Raw genomic sequence first — 17,184 nt, 5'->3', positions numbered from 1 at the left:
CGGCCCAGGGCTCGTCCCCGACTCGGGAAAACCTGCTCCCGCTCTCTTGACGCACCCGCGCGACGCACGCCACAGTCGCCCACTACTGACTGTTCATTCAGTCAGTCGGCCTAGGTCGTACGCCCCCCGACGGTCCCACCCACACCGCCACGTCCCCCAGGAGCCGTGCACGTGACCCAAGCGACCCCGAACCCCGGCCCGAGCACCCCCGACCTGTCCGAGGGGTGGAGCGAGCAGCGCTCCCACCTCCGCAAGGACCTGCGCCGCCTGGATGTGCTCTTCTTCCTCATCTGCACGCTCGTCGGTCTCGACACCATCGGCTCGGTGGCGGCCCAGGGCCCGCAGGGGCTGACCTGGATGGCCGTCCTCGCGCTCGCCTTCTTCCTGCCCTACGGCCTGCTGGTGGCGGAACTCGGCTCCGCCTTCCCCGTCCAGGGCGGCCCCTACGTCTGGACCCGGCTCGCCTTCGGACGGCTGGTCGCGGGCCTCAACCAGGTCCTGTACTGGCTCTCCAACCCGGTGTGGCTGGGCGGCAGCCTGTGCATCATCGCCCTGACCACCTGGGAGGAGTTCTTCACCCCGCTGCCGGGCCTGTGGAAGTACGCCGCCGGGCTGGCCTTCATCTGGATCGGCGCCCTCGCCGTCATCCAGTCCGTGCGCGTCGGCAAGTGGGTGCCCACGGCCGGCGCCGTGGCCCGGATCGTCCTGCTCGGCTTCTTCCTCGTCTCCGTCGTCGTCTACGCCGCCGAGCACGGCGTGCACGCGCTGCCCTCGGCCGAGTTCAGCCCCACCTACGCGGGCTTCGTCGCCCTCGTGCCCGTCCTCATCTTCAACTACGTCGGCTTCGAACTCCCCAGCTCGGCCGCGGAGGAGATGACCAACCCCAAGCGCGACATCCCTCTGTCCATCCTCCGCTCCGGCTTCGCCTCGCTGATCCTGTACGGCGGCCCCATCCTCGGGATCCTCTTCGTGCTGCCCGCCAGGGAAATCGGGAGCCTCGCCGGCTTCATCGACGCCTGCAAGGCGGTCTTCACCGTCTACGGCGGCCATGTCGCCGCCGACGGCACCGTCGTGCTGACCGGCGCCGGCTCGGTGCTCGGCGGCGTCGCGGCGGCCGGGCTCATCATCGGCCTGCTCACCAGCGGCGTCACCTGGGCGATGGGCGCCCACCGGGCCCAGGCGGTGGCCTGCGCGGACGGTGCCGGACCCGCCTGGCTGGGCAAGGTCTCCGAACGCCACGGCACCCCGGTCCGCGTCAACCTGCTCTCCTCCGTCCTCGCCTCCGTGCTGCTGATCGTCGCCCTCAACCTCACCAGCGGCGACGGCGAGAAGTACTTCGCCGCCGGACTCGGTCTCGCCATCAGCACCACCTTCATCTCCTACGTCATCACCTTCCCGAGCCTGATCGTGCTGCGCCGCAAGTACCCGGACACGCCCCGGCCGTACAGCGTGCCCGGCGGCCGCTTCGGCCTGTGGACGGTCACCGTCCTCGCCACCGGCCTGGTCGCCTTCACCGTCGTGGTCCTGATCTGGCCGGGCTTCGGCGTCGGCTGGTTCGGCACCGCGGGCTCCGCCGCCGACTCGCTGCCCCCGAGCTTCGCGGGCGAGCGACGGGCGTACACCCTCAGCCAGGTGCTGCCGCTGGTGCTCTTCCTCGGGGTGGGCGCGCTCTTCTACGCCTGGGGCGCACCGGCACGCCGCCGCGCACGCGCCACCGAACGCGCCTTCGCTCACGGCGGCCACGACCTGGCCCACCCCGCGCGCAGCGCCGCCACGGCCGAGCAGTGAGCGGGGCGCCCTCGGACCCGCCGCGATGCCGCCCCGAGCACCGTGTCACCGGGGCGGCGGGTAGACCAGGTGTCCGTCGTGGACCTGCGCGTGCTCGTTCAGCACGGCCGGCTTCGACGTCGTGGCGGACATGATGTGCACGACCTGCGCACCCGCGACGATCAGGGCGTCGGTGATGAGCCTCCGGTGACAGCGCCAGGGCACCGCCTCGCTGCACATGATCGCCGGCCGTTCGTGCTCGGCCAGGTGCAGGAGTTCACCGAGCCCCGCCGCGAACTCCTCGCCGGCCATGTAGTCGGCGTAGTCGCGGAAGGCCTTGACCCGCCACGCGCCGTTCTCGCTCGGCACACCCTTGGGGGTGTGCCGCCGGCCGCCGAGCCGGCGGATCCAGTGGTAGCCGATGCCGGGCGGCAGGGACTCCTCGATCGCCGCCTGGTTCCACTGCGGGTACTTCCGCGACGAGGGGAACGAGCGGACGTCGACCAGGCAGGTCACGTCGTGCGCCCGCAGCATCTCCAGCACCTCGTCGAAGCCGCGCGTCGAGTGCCCGACGGTGCAGATACGGTTGGTCATCCGGCCGGCACACCTTCGTCCGCGATCCTCTGGTCCTGACACACGTACCCCGTCGACCGGCGCGGCGCCGCCGATCAGCGCGGGCGGCGCCTGGGCCACCTGGAGGGGTACCCCGGCGCGCACGGGTGGCAGCCGTCCGCGCTGCATCGTCGCGCAGGCCGGGTACCACACTCCGAGGAGACATACGCCGCTACACGCCCGGAAGAGGAGACATGAACCAGAACGGGATGTCGTTGGCCTACCTGTCGGCGGCGTTCGGACTGTGTGCGGTCATCGGCCTCGAACGCGAGTACCGGCGCAAGTCGGCAGGCCTGCGCACCCACGTGCTGGTGGGGCTCGGCGCGGCGCTGTTCATGCTGGTGTCGAAGTACGGCTTCGCGGACATGCTCGGCCGGCCCGGCGTGGCACTGGACCCGTCCCGCGTGGCCGCGCAGATCGTGTCCGGCATCGGGTTCATCGGGGGCGGCCTGATCTTCGTCCGCCGGGACGCCGTGCGGGGCCTGACGACGGCGGCGAGTGTCTGGCTGGCGGCCTCGATCGGCGCGGCCGCGGGCGCGGGGCTGCTCGTGCTGGCGTGCGGGGTGACGGTGGCGTACCTCGTGGTGGCGTTCGTCTTCCCGGTCCTCGCGCGGTGGCTGCCCAGGTCCCCGGCGGAGACCGTGCTGCTGCGCATCAGCTATCTCGACGGCCGTGGACTGCTGCGCGACATCGTCGGCGAGTGCACCGCGGCGGGCTTCCACGTGGCGGGTCTGCGCACGACGGCCGCCCTGCCGACGCAGACCACTCAGGTGGGAGTCCTGCTGGAACTGTCCGGCAACGGCACCCGCGAAGAACTGCTGCCCCGCCTGTCACACCGCGAGGGCATCACCGAGGTGACGTTCCTGGAGGACGAGACGGACTGAGCGGCGAGCGAGGTATCCGAGGCTCGCGGCGTGGGATTCGCAGGGCGGTGGGTACCCGATGATCCGGCGAGGGAAGGAGTGATGAGCGTATGGCAAGCGGAGACGAATTCTATTCCAAGGACCGTCCCGACAATCCCGCGCTGGAGGAAGACCGGCCGCGCGGCGGCGGGCCGGAAGACCGTCCGCAGACCGGGCACCGGCACGTCTGGATCTGGTGGCTCGTAGGTGCCGTGATCGTCCTGATCCTGTTCTTCATGTTCATCTGACGGCCCTCTCTCGCCGTCGCCGCGGTATGGCGCCCACGCGAGGGAGGCCCACGAAACCGCTCGCCCCTGAGACGGGCGGCACCGGCGGTGCACCCCGCGAGGGCGATGTGCCTCGGCACGCAGGAGGTGGCCCGCACCCGGCCGACGGGTGCGGGCCACCTCCTGCTCATGCGCCGGCCACGGCCGCGCGGGGCGGACCGTCGCCGCGAGAGTGCCGACGCCCATCCGCAGGCACCCCGCGTCACGCCGGACACGCCGTGTCGCCGCTGGAGTGCCGTGGTCAGCCGAGCTCTGTGCCCGTCTCCTCGGCGAGGGCCCGCAGGAGACGGTCCTGGAACTCCACGTCGTGGACCGCGCGATGGGGCTGCCGGCGCTCACGGTGGTACCAGTACCCGCCGCTGGTGAGGGCCTCGGCTTCGTCGCTGACGGCGAGCCACTCCTGCGTCCGGTGGCCGAGCTCCAGATCGTCGGGGGCGCTCGGTCCGCCCATCTTCGTCGGCACCCAGCCCGGGTCCACGGCGTTGCTCAGCACCCCGGGACGCAGCCGGGCCACCGCGGCCATGAGTGTCGTGACGTACAGCTTGCTGTCGGCGTACGAGCCCGCGCCGCGGCCCCGCCAGTCGACCCGGGCGAGCGAGTCGCGCCCGCCGAAGTGCGAGCCGCTGCTGAGGTAGACCAGGCGGCGCGGCCCCCGCAGCAGGGCCGTGAGCAGGTACGGCGCGACGATGTTGACCGGCATGACGGCGGGACCGCTCCACACGCCGGCGTTGTGGATGACGGCGTCGACGGGTCGCGCGTCATTGAGTTCGGCGGCCGTCCGCCGTACGGCGTCGCGCTCGGTGAGGTCGCACACCACCAGGGCCGCCCCGCGATCGACCAGTTCCCGGAGCGTCGCCGCCCGCGCCGCGTTCCGGGCGTGCACCACGACCTCGTGGCCGGCCGACAGAAGGGAGTCGGCCGCGGCACGACCGAGACCGTCGGCGGAACCGGTCACCAGGACCCGGCTCATGACCGCACCGCCTGCGACGCGGCGGCCGAGGAGGCGGGCAGACGCGGACCTTCCCCGGAGACGGAACCCGGCTCGCCGGACGGCAGCCCGGCCCGCCCGGGGGTGGTCTTCGCTCGCCGCGAGGTGAGGAACCCGCGGGCCTTGTCACAGTTGTCCACACCCCGACCGTACGACGTGCGCACCGCCGATGGGATGCACCAGCGGTACACCCCTCACCGGTGTCGGCGCGGCCTGCGCGGGCTCTCTCCACGCACCTTCCGGCTCCGTGGTCACATCTCGCGCAGCAGCGTGGGCAGTTTGCGCATGTCGTGGAAGACGACCGTGGCACTGCCTGCCAGGCGCTCGGCCGGGGTGAGTCCGCCCGCGTAGCCGAGCGCGCGCATACCGGCGGCCCGGGCGGCCTCGACACCGGGGCGACTGTCCTCGACCACCACACAGGCCGCGGGATCGACACCCATCCGCTCGGCGGCGTACAGAAAGAGATCCGGGGCGGGCTTGCCGCGCGCGACCTCCGTCGAACTGTGGATGCGCCCCTCGAACCGCTCGTACAGGCCGGTGCGGCCCAAGGTGTGCCGCATCTTCTCGTGGGAGCCGCTGGAGGCCACGCAGGTGGGCAGCGTGATCTCGTCCAGTGCTTCGAGCAGCCCCTCGACCGGCGTCAGCCCGGCGTCCACGGCCTCACGGTGCAACTGCTCGAACCGCTCGTGCCAGACGGTGGCCGTCTGCGGGCCGAGCCGCTCGGCGACCTGGTCGCGGATGGCGGTGTGGGAGCGTCCGATGAACCGGGCCACCACATCGTCCTCGGTGAGCGGCCAGCCCAACTCCGCGCCGAGGGCCACCTGTACCCGCACCGCGATGCGTTCGCTGTCGACCAGAACTCCGTCGCAGTCGAATATCACGAGTTCAATCGGCTTGATCATCCGAGCAGCATAGGGCGCACGCCGGTTCAGCTCTGCGGTACGTCCTTGACGAACACGAGGCCGTCGATGTCGGGCAGGTGAGCCGGGTCGAGGGGTGCGTAGCCGAACCAGGGGGAGGTGCGGGGCGGCGGCGCCGTGTCGCCGAGGGCGGTGGCCAACTGCGGGGCGTCGATGACGTGGCGGTCCCCGGGGAGTGCGTAGAGGAGACCTTCGACGGTGTCCGGCGGTGGCGTGCCGACTCCATGGTGGCGGATCGTGCCGAGCGCCGTGGCCACGAAGGCGTAGTCCTCCCGCAGCCGGGCGCTCACCAGCGCGCCGGCGCCCCACCACTCCACCGGCCCCTGCCACATCCGCATCGTGCTCTTCCGCCGCTGGAGATGGCTGTTGTGGGCGTGGACGAGCACCGGGCCGCGTGCGGCGAGGGCGAGGAGGTTGTGGGCCATCATCTGGTCGCGGGCGCTCACCAGCCGGGTCATGCGGGCCGGTGAGGTGTCGGCCATCCAGTGGTGGTAGCGCAGCAGGCCGGTCGCGGTACGCCCGTACAGGCCGGCCAGGTCCCATGCGTCCGGTGAGGTCGCCGTCCTCAGGTGCGGCGTGTGCTCGTCGAGCAGCGCCACCAGATCGGCGGCGATCAGCCGCAGTTCACGGGCTTCGCGGGACTGTCCCACGGACTGGGCGGGGTCCGTCATCGCGGCCGGATCCGTCCACCGGTCGTCGGAGCCGAGGAGATCGTCGAGGGTGTCCGCGGTGCAGGGGAGGAGCTGCGCGTCGACGTGGGCCGCGAGGTAGCCGTGGAGTGCGGTGAGCGCCTGGCGGGGGCTCGCGGCGCCGGTGATCTCCAGGGGGCCGTCGAACCCGGCGAACCGAATCCGGTCGGACACGGGACGGCTGTCGTTGTGGTCGCGCATCCAGCGCACCAGCGCACGGTTGCCCGCATGGGCGCCCCAGCCGTGGCTGAACCCGTGTTCCATGACCTTCTCGAGCGTGCCCGTGCCGGAGGTGACATAGGCGTCCACGGCCAGGGCCGCCAGGCAGTCGCTCTCGATCGCGATCGTGCGGTAGCCCTCCTGCTCCACGAGTTGCCGGAAGACTTCGTTGCGCAGATCGAGCAGGGCCTCCTCGCCGTGCGTGGGCTCGCCCAGGGCGAGCAGCCGGGGCCGTGCGGGCAGGAGCCTCATGATGGCGGCAGCGTCGACGGTGCGGGCGATGTCCCCGATGTCAGTAGCCATGCCTTCAACGCTATCGTTGAACCTCCGATGGAAACTCGGGCGCGAGACAGCCCGCGATACTGTCGGTGTCATGCGGCAAAACCTTCAAACCGGCGAAAGGCTGAGGCCGGTCGATCTGGCGCGCGGACACGGGCTGTCCACCCAGGCGATCAGAAACTACGAGGCGGCCGGCATCCTCCCGGCCGCCGCGCGCACCGCGCACGGCTACCGCACCTACACCCCGTTGCACGCGGCGGCCCTGCGCGCGTTTCTCGCCCTGGTTCCCGGCCACGGCCATCGGACGGCTACGGCGATCATGCGGGCCGTGCACCAGGGCACGGCCGACGAGGCATTCCGCCTCATCGACGAGAGCCACGCCCAGCTCCTCACCGACCGGCAGACCCTCAAAGCCGTGGAAGGCGCTCTGCGCGACATCGCCCCGGCCGCCTCGACGGTGCCTGACTCCGCCCAAGTGCCCCCGTCGGGCGGCACGTTCATCGGACCGCTGGCGCGCCGGCTCGGTATCCGGCCCGCGACGCTGCGCAAATGGGAGCACGCCGGACTGGTCCGTCCGCGCCGCGACCCGGTGACCGGCTACCGCGTCTACGACGAGGCCGACGTACGGGACGCCCGCCTGGCCCATCAACTCCGGCGCGGCGGCTACCTGCTGGAGCAGATCGCCCCGGTGATCGCGCAGGTGCGCTCGGCGGGCGGACTGGAACCGCTGCAGGCCACGCTGCGCGACTGGCACGAGCGTCTGGGCGCCCGCGGGAGGGCGATGCTGGCCGGCGCTGCGGCGTTGGACGCCTACCTGCGCGAGCGTGGCTGAGGCCGGTGCGTGCGGGTGGCGCCGGGGTCGTCAGAGGACGTCGTAGAGCAGATGCGTGGCCGTGGAGGTGGAGGTCACGCTCCGCTGCACCAGCGTGCGCGGCGGTGTACCAGTGAACAGGGGAGTCCCGGAACCGAGCACGACGGGCGCGAGGTGCAGGCTCAGGACGTCGACCAGCCCGGCGCCGAACGCCGAACCGACCGTGGCTCCGCCGCCCATGATGACCACGTCGAGGTCCTTCCCGGCGGCGGACGACGCCACCTCGGCGCGCTCGCGGGCGGCGGCGACGGCGTCGGCCACACCGGTGGTGACGAACGTCCAGTCGAGGCCCGTGAGTCGTACCGATTCCGGCGGCGAGCTCGTCACGACGACGAAGGCGGGCTTGCCGACCTCTCCGGCGCCGTAACCGGTCGTGTCGTCCCAGCCGGCCGGCCCGTCGACCAGGTCGAAGAGACGGCGGCCGAGGACGACGGCGCCCGAGCGGGCGGTCGCCTCGCGCAGCAGCCGGCGGTCGTCGGGGTCGTCGGAGAAGGCCCACGTGTGCAGGGCCTCGCCGCCGGTGCCCAGCCCTTGTTCCGGGCTCGGGTCGGGCCCGGTGACGAAGCCGTCGAGGGAGATCGAGATGTCAGCGATGATGCGGGTCATATTCAGGCAGACCCGAGGCACCGCCGAAAGTCATCGATCGCGTGAGGAGGCGGGTGGGGAAGCGGTCGTTCCGGCGGTCCCGGGCTCAGGAGGCGGCGGAGGTGTTTCCGCGTCGAGGGCCGCTGCCCGGAGCGCGGCCGCGACCCGGATGCCCGGCTCGGTCGGCGGGTGGGGGAGGCGGGCCAGCAGCAGGCGCCGCTGTTCCTGGGGGCCACCGCGGACGGGCAGGACACGGACGCCGGGTGGGACGGCGGACACGAGGACGGCGGGCACGGTGGTCAGTCCGCAGCCCGCGGCGACGAGCTGGAGTTTGGCGAGCCAGTCACGGGCGGTGTGGGCGATCTCGGGTCGTTCGTCCAGGCCCGGCCAGACGCCCATCAGCCGGTCCTCCCCCGAGGAGGCCCCGGCGATCCAGCGCTGCCCGCGCAGGTCTGCCACGTCCACGTAGTCGCCGCGCGCCAGCGGGTGCGTCGCGGGTACGGCCAGACGGAGCGGGCGTTCGGTGAGTGTCCGGAGCGTGAGCGGGGGCGACTCCGCGTCCGGCGGCCGAAACGGTGGAGCCGAGGCGAGCAGAGCCAGGTCGAGGCTGCCCGCCCGCAGAGCGCGCACCAGCGCCGGGGTGGTGCCCTCGCGGCCGACGACATTCAGATCGGGGTCCGTGCGGCGCAGCGCGGCCAGGGCGCGCGGGATCAGGACGGCACCGGCGCTGGGGAACCACCCCAGACGGACCGTGCCGGACTGTCCGGGCAGGCCGGACAGCTCGCGCGCGGTCGCGTCGATCTCCTCGAGCACGGTCGCCGCGCGGCGCATGACGACGCGGCCCGCCGCGGTGAGCCGTACTCCGTCGCGTCGCCGCTCCAGCAGCTCCGCGCCCGCGGCCCGTTCGATCGCGGCGATCTGCCGGGACACCGCCGACTGGGTGTAGCCCAGCGACCCGGCGGCCGCGGTGAAGGTCCCCTGTTCGGCCACCGCCCGGAAGACCCGCAGCGCCGTGAGTGACACATCGGTGAAGTCCATGACGTTCACGCATACTACTCGTGCGGAACTTTCGTTGGACGCATGGTCGTCGGGTTTCTAGCGTGGCAGGCATGAACGCTTCCCGTATCGCCCTCGTCACGGGCGCCAACCAGGGACTCGGCCGCGCTCTCGTCGAGGGGCTCGCGGCCCGGATGAACCCCGGCGACCTGGTCCTGCTCACCGGCCGCAACCCGCAGCGCGTGAGCGACGCCGTCCGCGCGATCCGTCGGCTGCCCGGAACACGCGCCCGCGTCGAGGGGCAGGTCCTCGACGTCACGGACACCGACGCGATCACCGCTCTCGCCGAGGATCTGGGGGCCCGGCACGGCGGGGTCGACGTCGTCCTCTCCAACGCGGTCGCCCGCGTGCTGCCCGGGGACTCGCAGTCGGAGCGGGCCGACGAGTTCATCGACGTCTCCAACACCGCCACGCACGCGATCCTGCGCTCCTTCGGTCCGGTCCTGCGTCCGGGCGGCCGGCTGCTCGTCGTGGCCAGCAGCCTGGGCACCCTGGGCCACCTCGATCCGCGACTGCACGACCTGTTCGACGCGGCGAGCCTGGAGCAGGTCGAGTACGCCGTGGAGTCGTGGCGCAGCGCCGTCCACCACAGGACCGCACAGGAAGCGGGCTGGCCGGTCTGGTTGAACGTGCCGTCCAAGGTGGCTCAGGTCGCCGCCGTCCGTGCCGTGGCGGCGCAACGCCGCGAGCGCGACCTGGCCACCGGGACCTTGATCGCATCCGTGTGCCCGGGCATGGTCGACACCGCCACCTCGCGGCCCTGGTTCAGCGACTACAGCCAGGCGCAGTCCCCGGCCCGGGCCGCATCCGCCGTGCTCGACCTGGTCTTCACCGAGGGCGCCGACCCCGCCCTCTACGGCGAGTTGGTCCGCTTCGGCGCAGCGCTGGACTGGCACAGCGGTACACCGTTGGTGGAACAGGACCGGATGCTCACCCCCTGAGGCGGCGGCCGACGACGGCCGGGACACAGCGCCGAAGAAGATGCGGGCTGAGGGAAATCGGTGTGCATATATCTGCGGAGCCCGGGCAGCAGCAGAATCAGACGTGCTCGGGGGAGTTGGTCCCCCCCTCCGGCCCCGGGCACCGAGCGGTCCCGCCACCGATTCCCCCCGACGGTGGCGGGACCGCCTCCCTCCCCGGTCGGGAGCGACGTCAGGCGGCCCTTCGGCGCTGCTGCCGGATCGGCTCACCGACCCGGTGCAGATGCGTGAGGGCCTCGCGGTAGGACTGGATCAATCCGGTCTCGTGGTAGGGAACGCCGATCTGAGCGCAGTAGGCGCGGACGACGGCCTGCGCACGCCGCAGATGGGGCGTGGGCATGCTGGGGAACAGATGGTGCTCGATCTGGTAGTTGAGCCCGCCGAGCAGCACATCGGTCAGCCGTCCGCCGCGCACGTTGCGTGAGGTGAGCACCTGGCGGCGCAGGAAGTCGGGCCGTTCGTCGCCGCGGAACGTGGGCATGCCCTTGTGGTTCGGCGCGAAGGTGCAGCCGAGGTAGACGCCGAAGAGACACTGGTGCACGGCGAGGAACGCCACCGCCTTGCCCGGGGAGAGCATCAGGAACAGGGCGGACAGATAGGCCCCGAGGTGCAGCAGGAGCAGAGCGGCCTCCAGCGTCCGGTGCTTCATGCCCGGCGAGCGCAACGCCCGCAGGCTCGCCACATGCAGGTTGAAGCCCTCCAGCGTCAGCAGCGGGAAGAACAGCCCCGCCTGGTGACCGCCGATGAGGCGGGCGAGCCCCCTGCTGTCGCGGGCCTGTTCCGTGGACCACACCAGGATGTCCGGGGCGACGTCCGGGTCGAGTTCCTCGTGGTTGGGGTTGGCGTGGTGGCGGGTGTGCTTGTTCATCCACCAGCCGTAGCTCATGCCGATCCCGAGATTGCCGAACAGCCGGCCCCAGACCTCGCTCGGCCTGCGCCGCCGGAACACCTGACGGTGCGCCAGATCATGGGCCACGAGGGCGATCTGGCCGAACATCAGCGCCAGGAAGGCGGCCGTCGCCATCTGCCACCAGGTGTCTCCGAGCGCGGCAAAGGCCCCCCAGCCGCCCGCCGTCAGGGCGATCACCAGACCCAGCCGCGTCGTGTAGTAGCCGGGACGGCGTCTCATGAGTCCCGCCTCGGTGATACGACGAGAGAGCCGGGCGAAGTCGCTGCCGGCTCCGGCGTCGGAGGGACGGGGCCGGGCGGCGGGCAGGGTGGCCGCGACCGCGGCCTGCGGGGAAATCGTCATGCCCCGAGTCTCCGCGCCTGTGACCAGCCGAAACAGCCTGCCAGTCACCGTCTCGGACAGGGGGTTTTCCCCAGGTCGGCCGCGGGTGCTGCCCCGACACCCACCGGCCCTGGGCGAGATTCCCAGGGCCTGCGACGGGTCTCCTCTGGACCGGCCAGGCCCTGGGGGAGCATGCGGGAGGCCGGCGGGTCAGGGGGTGCACGGTGGCCCCTCGGTGCGGCTCGAGCGGCCCTCGTCGTAGGCGCCGCAGACCAGTACGGCCTTCGGCTCGTCACCGAGTTGACGCAGGATCACCAGTGTCTTGTCGACGGGCGGTGCGTTGCCGCCCTGACCGTAGGAGACCTCGCCGGTCGCGCCGTTGAAGTGGATCCCGCCGCTGAGGGCGACCAGCACCGAAGCGCGGTCGATGTCCTTGTCCCGCAGCCACGCCTGGGCCACCGCCTGCGACAGGACGTGGAAGGCGTCGTAGGACACCGCCGAGTGGCCGTCCTGCCGCCAGGGGTCGGTGCCGTCGGTGCCCGCCCGCACGAACGCGTCGTACGCCGACACGAACAGCCGGGTCCGGTCGCTGGCGTACTCGCTGCTGACCGGCAGCCGGTGCGCCGAGTAGTACAGGCGCAGCCAGTTCTTGTTGGCGAAGGCGCCGGTCTGTGCCACGTTGGTCAGCTCGTTCCCGCCGAGCACGGTGACGGGGCGGTCGATGCAGGTGCCGCGGGTGTCCATGGCGGTGATGAACGCGGTGAAGTCCTTGGCCCGCGCCGACCAGTACACGACCGACTGCGGCTGCTCGGCGAGCGCCTGGCACAGCTGCTCGGCGAGCATGTCGGCGCTGGACAGGTTGGGTGCGCCGCCGGGCGGCTGCGGGTCGAAGTCGCCGGCCTGGTTGAAGTTGAAGATCCGTGTGGTGCCGGAGAAGGCCTCCACGAACCGGCCGGCCAGACTGCGGCTGTACAGGTCGGCCGAGGACTCGATGACGATGGCCTGCCGGGCGGGGGAGCAGCCGGTGCCGCCGTCGCCCCGGGCGATGATGTCGGCGCGGCGCGCGAAGTCCGCCTCGATACGGGCCTCGCGGCCGTTGTCCGGTGTGAAGGGCCAGTAGGTGAGACTGGCCGCACCGGCCAGCATCTCGTTCGCGGTGGCGGTGGTGCCCACGGTCGGGATCCGGCCCTCGCCGAGCACCTGGAGGGCGGCTCGCGTCTCGTCGCGGCTCTGGGCGTACGCGAGAACGCCGACGACCTTGGTGTCGTCCTCGGCCCTTCCTTCGGCGCGCACCTCGGCGACCAGCTTCCGCGCCTCCGGCACGGCGTTGCGGAACCCCTCTCCGGTGGGGCGCACGTCGACGCGCAGCGGCACGAGGTTCTGGTCGGAGGACGCGTCGGAGTTCAGTTTCTGCTGCCACATGGCGATGCCGCGCAGCTCCGGGATCGTCCCGTCGAACCGTGTCTCGTCCTCGGTGCGTGGTCTGCTGGACACGAACGCGACGACGGTGCGCACGGTGCGGCCCTGGCGGGCGTAGTCCTCGGCGCGCCTGTTCTGCCGGCTGATCGCCCGCAGCGCGGCGTCGTACCAGCCGCCGGGGTCCAGCGGGACGGGGCTGGTGCGGGCCGCCGTGGCCACGGACGCGCTGCCGCCGAGGCAGGTGTGGTCGCCGCCGTCGCGGACGCGGTCCACGGTGACGCCGCCCGCGGTGAGGGCGAGGGCGCCCGTGACGGCGAGGAGCGAGGCCGTGGTGCGCCAGCTGGTGCGGAACCGGCGGTGCGGTTCGACCTGGGCGACGGGCAGGCCCGGACCGGTCAGGGAGGGCTCGCGGAACACGACCATGACGGGGCCGCCGTCCTGCGCCGCGAGCGCGCTCGCGGCCTGGGACAGGGTGCACTCACGCGGCTGCAGCTCGGCGAGGAGTTCGGGGGACGGCTTGCCCACCGCGACGACGAGCGGTCCCGGGCGCGGCGCGGTGTCGTGCAGCGCGTGCAGGACGCGCAGGAACCGCTCGGCGCGGCGGGCGCCCTCCGTGCCGGGTGGTGGCACTTCCACGAGCAGTACCGGGCGTGCGGTGCGGCGGCGCCGCTTGGGCAGGTACCGGCCGATCCGCGGGGTGGCGAGGTCCTCCAGGAGGGCCCGCAGCAGGATCCTTTCCAGGGCCTGCAACGCCTCCTCGTGGCGCGGCTCGCCGGCCGCGCCGCGCAGCCGGGGTGCCTGCATGGTGGCGACATGGGCCATCGCCCGGTACAGGTCGGTGCGCCCGCCGGCGTCCGGCGTGCCGGCGAACCAGCGCCGCATCACCTTCCGTGAGATCCAGCGGGACCAGGCCCAGCGGGGGAGATGGCTGGTGAAGGACAACCAGAACACCCGGACCAGCCAGCCCTTCAGGTCGGCGCCGTCCGGTGCGAGGCTGGTCGAGTCGGTGCGGGGCAGGTGCCCCAGCAGGCCCCGCCGTTCGGCCTGCCGGCGGTCGCAGGCGTACCGGCGCAGCTCGTCGGCGAGCCCGCCGACCGGCTGCCGGGGGTTGGTCCGGATGTGGGTGACGAGTGACCGCACGACGTCGAAGTGCGGGTACCGGTCGGGGGTCATGTGGCGCGGCGTGCCGTCCGCGAGCGCGAGTCCGGCCTCCTCCGAGAGCAGCACGGGCTCGTCGGCGGCATGCACCACGGCGTACGGGACGAGCTTGCCCCGGTCGTCGAGGGGCCGGCGTAACGCCTCCAGGATGCGCGCGGTGCCGTCCTCGTACACGCTGCCCTCGGCGTCGACCCGGAAGAGGATCAGCGGCGGGCGGGTGGCCAGCCGGGCGGGATCGGAGGGTGTGACGACCGTCGGGTACTCACTGACGAAGGCGTCGGCCCTCGCGTTGTCCGGGTCGGGAAAGAGCTCGTCGGAGTCACTCCGGAATGGCGTCATGCGCAAGGCCCCCCGTTGCCGGACTGCTGCCGCCCCTGATAGCGGGGGGACAGGTTACGCGTCCAACAGCCCCGTCAACAACGGGTGTTCACAGGATGCCTGAATTGCAACAACGGGTGCTTGGGCGAGCGCCGGTGCCGCTGTCGCGCGGCCCACGGTGGGACGTCTCACCTCCGCGGGCCGGATCGCGTCCCGCGCCGTGGCGGGACGCGTCACCTCTGCTCGCCGGGATCCCCCTACGCGTCGGTGGTCACCAGCAGGCGCAGCACTTCGGAGAGCGTCTTGCGGACCTCCGGGTCGCTGATGGTGCCGTTCTCGCCGACCGCGTTGCGGTCCACCGGGATCCTGACGCAGGCGGACTCCACGACATGGGCGCCGGTGTAGCCCAGTACCGTCCGCAGCGTCGCCTGCGCGCCCTCGCCCCGGCCGGGGGCGGCGGCGTTGACCCAGGCGGCGGGCTTGTCGGAGATCTCCGTTCCGCCGACCGTCCAGTCGAGCAGGTTCTTGAACGATCCCGGCAGGGTGCCCGCGTACTCCGGGGTGCACACGAGGATCCCGGCCGCTTCGTCGATCGCCGCGCGCAGTTCGGCCACCGGCGTGGGCAGGGGGTCGGTGTCGTCGTCGGGATTGAAGTGCGGAAGCCCCGCCAGACCGTCGTACAGGACGGCACGGACGTTCACGGAGGGCGCCACGTCCTGCGCGGTGCGCAGCACGGTCTCGTTGGTGGAGCCGCTTCGCAGGCTCCCCGACAGCAACAGAATCACCGGTGGTTCGGACATCCGCTCAACGTACCGTGCCCGAGCGGGCCTTGGCCAAGGACGGCCGGGGACCGCCGAGGCGAGGGCGGCACCCGGGAGGAGCCCCGGATGCCGCCCGTCACCGGTGTGTGTCAGTTGACGTTGACGGCGGTCCAGGCGGTGGCGACCGCCTTGGCCTCGGCGCTGTCGGCGCCGTAGAGATCGGCGGCCGCCGACAGGGTGCCCTTGCGGGCGGCGGCGTAGTCGGTGGTCGACGTGAAGTACGTGGTCAGTGCCTTGTACCAGATCTGCAGCGCCTTGTCCCGGCCGATGCCGGTGACGGTGGAGCCGTCCTGGGTGGGGGAGTCGTAGTCGACCCCGTTGATCGTCTTCTTGCCGCTGCCCTCGGCCAGCAGGTAGAAGAAGTGGTTGGCGACGCCGGAGGAGTAGTGGACGTCCTTGTCGCCCACAGTGGAGGACCAGTAGTCGGCGGAGCCGCCGTCCTTGCTGGGCTTGTCCATGTAGCGCAGCGGCTTGCCGTCGCCGTTGATGTCGATCTTCTCGCCGATGAGGTAGTCACCGGGGTCGGAGGCGTTGTTCGCGGCGAACTCCACGCCCGTGCCGAAGATGTCGGAGGTGGCCTCGTTCAGGCCGCCGGACTCACCGGAGTACTCGAGACCGGCGGTGTTGGAGGTGACGCCGTGACTCATCTCGTGGCCCGCGACGTCGAGCGAGGTCAGCGGGTCGTTGTTGCCCTGTCCGTCGCCGTAGGTCATGCAGAAGCAGCTGTCGTCCCAGAACGCGTTCACGTACGCGTTGCCGTAGTGGACGCGGGAGTAGGCGCCCACGCCGTCGTTCTTGATGCCGTTGCGGCCGAAGGTGTTCTTGTAGAAGTCCCAGGTCTGCTGGGCGCCGTAGGCGGCGTCCGCGGCGGCGGTGGCCGCGTTCCCGGTGGTGCCGTCGCCCCAGGTGTCGTTGTCCTGGGAGAACAGCGTGCCGGTGCCCGAGGAGCCGTGGTCCAGGTTGTACGTCTTGTGGCCGCCGCGCGTGGCGTCGGTGAGGGTGTAGGACGAGCCGGACCGAGTGCTCGTCAGGTCGACCTTTCCGCTGTACTTGGTGTTTCCGACGCCCGTCTCGATGCCCTGGTACTGGAAGAGCTTCTTGCCGGTGGCGGCGTCGGTGATGACGTGGAGCTGGTTCGGGGTGCCGTCGTCCTGCAGGCCGCCGACGACGGTCTCGTAGGCGAGGACGGGCGTGCCGGAGCCGGCCCAGACCACCTTGCGCGGCGCCTGATCCGCACGGGACTTCGGAGAGCCGGCGGCCTTCGCCGGTCCGAGCGCCTGCTGTTCGGCCCGGGCGGGGGAGAGGCGCGGGGTGAGCGAGGCGAGCTTCAGCGTGCTCTTCGACGCTCTGGTCACGCCCTCGGTCCTGCCGGACTTCGCGGTGTGCACGATGAGGTCGCCGCCGAGCACGGGCAGGCCGGCGTAGGTGCGCTCGTAGCGTGTGTGCACGGTGCCGTCGGCGTCCCTGACGACGTCCTTGACGACCAGCTTCTCCTGGGAGCCGAGTCCTATCGCCTTCGCGGTGCCGGCGGCCTGCGCCTGGGCCTGCTGGACGAGGGTGGTGCGGGCCGTCGCGGACAGGGCGACCGGTGCGGCGCCGGCCCGGACCGGACCGGCGGGCTGGGCCGTGGCGGCGGCGCTGAGCGTGGTGCTCAGCAGCGCTCCGGCGGCGACGGCGGTGGCAACGGCCGGCAGGGTGCGCTGGTGACGCTGGGAACGGGAGGTCACGCAGACTCCTCGGGTGTGTGTGGGGGGTGGTCCGGCCGGTACGGGGCCGGCCGGTTGGTCGTGGGGGTGTTCGTGGGGGGTGGTCGAAGCCGTGCCGTGGCATGACGACTTGCGCATGTCATGCGCATGACAGGAAGTGGCGCTGGGTGGCGGCGTCGGCGGACGCCGATCGCACAGCTTCTCGCGTACGTGAAGATGCGACGGTGCCCGGCGCGTGCGGGCGACGCGTCTACGGTCTCCGGGTGAGGCCGAGGCTTCCCGCGAGCCGGTCGGGCACACGGGTGGCGGGCAGCCGGGAAGGCGGCGCGGCACATGAAGTCTCCAAGAAGTGTGGGGGGTTGGAGAGGTGAACACG

The 17,184-nt window shown here is 72.0% G+C and carries 15 protein-coding genes; 5 read left to right on the top strand and 10 right to left on the bottom strand.

Annotated features, from left to right (window positions below; translation table 11 throughout):
- Positions 1-171: 171 nt before the first annotated feature.
- Positions 172-1,788 (top strand): APC family permease, encoded by a 1,617-nt coding sequence (locus ACZ64A_RS23825; protein ID WP_469812895.1) that lies wholly within the window; start codon positions 172-174, stop codon positions 1,786-1,788.
- A gap of 45 nt (positions 1,789-1,833) precedes the next feature.
- Here ACZ64A_RS23825 and ACZ64A_RS23820 read toward each other — a convergent pair whose 3' ends face one another.
- Positions 1,834-2,361 (bottom strand): DUF488 domain-containing protein, encoded by a 528-nt coding sequence (locus ACZ64A_RS23820; protein WP_469812893.1) that lies wholly within the window; start codon positions 2,359-2,361, stop codon positions 1,834-1,836.
- A gap of 212 nt (positions 2,362-2,573) precedes the next feature.
- On the opposite strand from ACZ64A_RS23820, the gene ACZ64A_RS23815 reads away from it, so the two are divergent.
- Both ACZ64A_RS23815 and ACZ64A_RS23810 read left to right on the top strand, forming a co-directional pair.
- Positions 2,574-3,263: an MgtC/SapB family protein gene (locus ACZ64A_RS23815; RefSeq protein ID WP_469812891.1), complete on the top strand. Its 690-nt coding sequence runs from the start codon at positions 2,574-2,576 to the stop codon at positions 3,261-3,263.
- 89 nt (positions 3,264-3,352) lie between these two features.
- Positions 3,353-3,529: a hypothetical protein gene (locus ACZ64A_RS23810; protein ID WP_469812889.1), complete on the top strand. Its 177-nt coding sequence runs from the start codon at positions 3,353-3,355 to the stop codon at positions 3,527-3,529.
- Positions 3,530-3,809: 280 nt separating this feature from the next.
- Here the strand turns inward: ACZ64A_RS23810 and ACZ64A_RS23805 are convergent, their stop codons facing one another.
- The 3 genes from ACZ64A_RS23805 to ACZ64A_RS23795 all read right to left on the bottom strand — a co-directional run bounded on the left by ACZ64A_RS23805 (position 3,810) and on the right by ACZ64A_RS23795 (position 6,687).
- Positions 3,810-4,538, bottom strand: coding sequence for an SDR family NAD(P)-dependent oxidoreductase (locus ACZ64A_RS23805; RefSeq protein ID WP_469812888.1), 729 nt, complete (start codon positions 4,536-4,538; stop codon positions 3,810-3,812).
- Positions 4,539-4,807: 269 nt separating this feature from the next.
- Positions 4,808-5,458 carry an HAD family hydrolase gene (locus ACZ64A_RS23800; protein WP_469812886.1) on the bottom strand — a complete coding sequence of 217 codons (651 nt, stop codon included), beginning with the start codon at positions 5,456-5,458 and terminating at the stop codon, positions 4,808-4,810.
- A 26-nt stretch (positions 5,459-5,484) separates the two neighbouring features.
- Entirely contained in the window at positions 5,485-6,687 is a 1,203-nt protein-coding gene (locus tag ACZ64A_RS23795) for an erythromycin esterase family protein (protein ID WP_469812884.1), read from the bottom strand.
- 70 nt (positions 6,688-6,757) lie between these two features.
- Between ACZ64A_RS23795 and ACZ64A_RS23790 the strand changes: the two genes are divergently transcribed.
- Positions 6,758-7,495 (top strand): TioE family transcriptional regulator, encoded by a 738-nt coding sequence (locus tag ACZ64A_RS23790; RefSeq protein WP_469812883.1) that lies wholly within the window; start codon positions 6,758-6,760, stop codon positions 7,493-7,495.
- A 30-nt stretch (positions 7,496-7,525) separates the two neighbouring features.
- Here ACZ64A_RS23790 and ACZ64A_RS23785 read toward each other — a convergent pair whose 3' ends face one another.
- Together ACZ64A_RS23785 and ACZ64A_RS23780 are read right to left on the bottom strand one after the other, a co-directional pair.
- The gene (locus ACZ64A_RS23785; RefSeq protein WP_469812881.1) at positions 7,526-8,140 is read right to left on the bottom strand and encodes a dihydrofolate reductase family protein; all 615 of its coding nucleotides are present in this window, start codon (positions 8,138-8,140) and stop codon (positions 7,526-7,528) included.
- Between the two features lie 30 nt (positions 8,141-8,170).
- The gene (locus tag ACZ64A_RS23780; RefSeq protein WP_469813219.1) at positions 8,171-9,157 is read right to left on the bottom strand and encodes a LysR family transcriptional regulator; all 987 of its coding nucleotides are present in this window, start codon (positions 9,155-9,157) and stop codon (positions 8,171-8,173) included.
- Between the two features lie 71 nt (positions 9,158-9,228).
- On the opposite strand from ACZ64A_RS23780, the gene ACZ64A_RS23775 reads away from it, so the two are divergent.
- Positions 9,229-10,116, top strand: coding sequence for an SDR family NAD(P)-dependent oxidoreductase (locus ACZ64A_RS23775; protein WP_469812879.1), 888 nt, complete (start codon positions 9,229-9,231; stop codon positions 10,114-10,116).
- 211 nt (positions 10,117-10,327) lie between these two features.
- Here ACZ64A_RS23775 and ACZ64A_RS23770 read toward each other — a convergent pair whose 3' ends face one another.
- The 4 genes from ACZ64A_RS23770 to ACZ64A_RS23755 form a co-directional block, all read right to left on the bottom strand.
- Positions 10,328-11,407 (bottom strand): fatty acid desaturase family protein, encoded by a 1,080-nt coding sequence (locus tag ACZ64A_RS23770; protein ID WP_469812877.1) that lies wholly within the window; start codon positions 11,405-11,407, stop codon positions 10,328-10,330.
- Between the two features lie 189 nt (positions 11,408-11,596).
- A complete protein-coding gene (locus ACZ64A_RS23765) occupies positions 11,597-14,302 on the bottom strand; it encodes an ABC transporter substrate-binding protein (RefSeq protein ID WP_469812876.1) in 2,706 nt (901 codons plus the stop codon).
- A 236-nt stretch (positions 14,303-14,538) separates the two neighbouring features.
- Complete coding sequence (locus ACZ64A_RS23760; protein ID WP_469812874.1) at positions 14,539-15,081, bottom strand: NADPH-dependent FMN reductase; 543 nt, start codon at positions 15,079-15,081, stop codon at positions 14,539-14,541.
- 110 nt (positions 15,082-15,191) lie between these two features.
- Positions 15,192-16,829 (bottom strand): M4 family metallopeptidase, encoded by a 1,638-nt coding sequence (locus ACZ64A_RS23755; protein ID WP_469812873.1) that lies wholly within the window; start codon positions 16,827-16,829, stop codon positions 15,192-15,194.
- Positions 16,830-17,184 lie beyond the last annotated feature (355 nt).

The organism is Streptomyces sp. NPDC104814 (assembly GCF_055583185.1).
The sequence above is the reverse complement of the archived record's forward strand: the minus strand, read 5'-3'. Positions and strand labels throughout refer to the sequence as shown.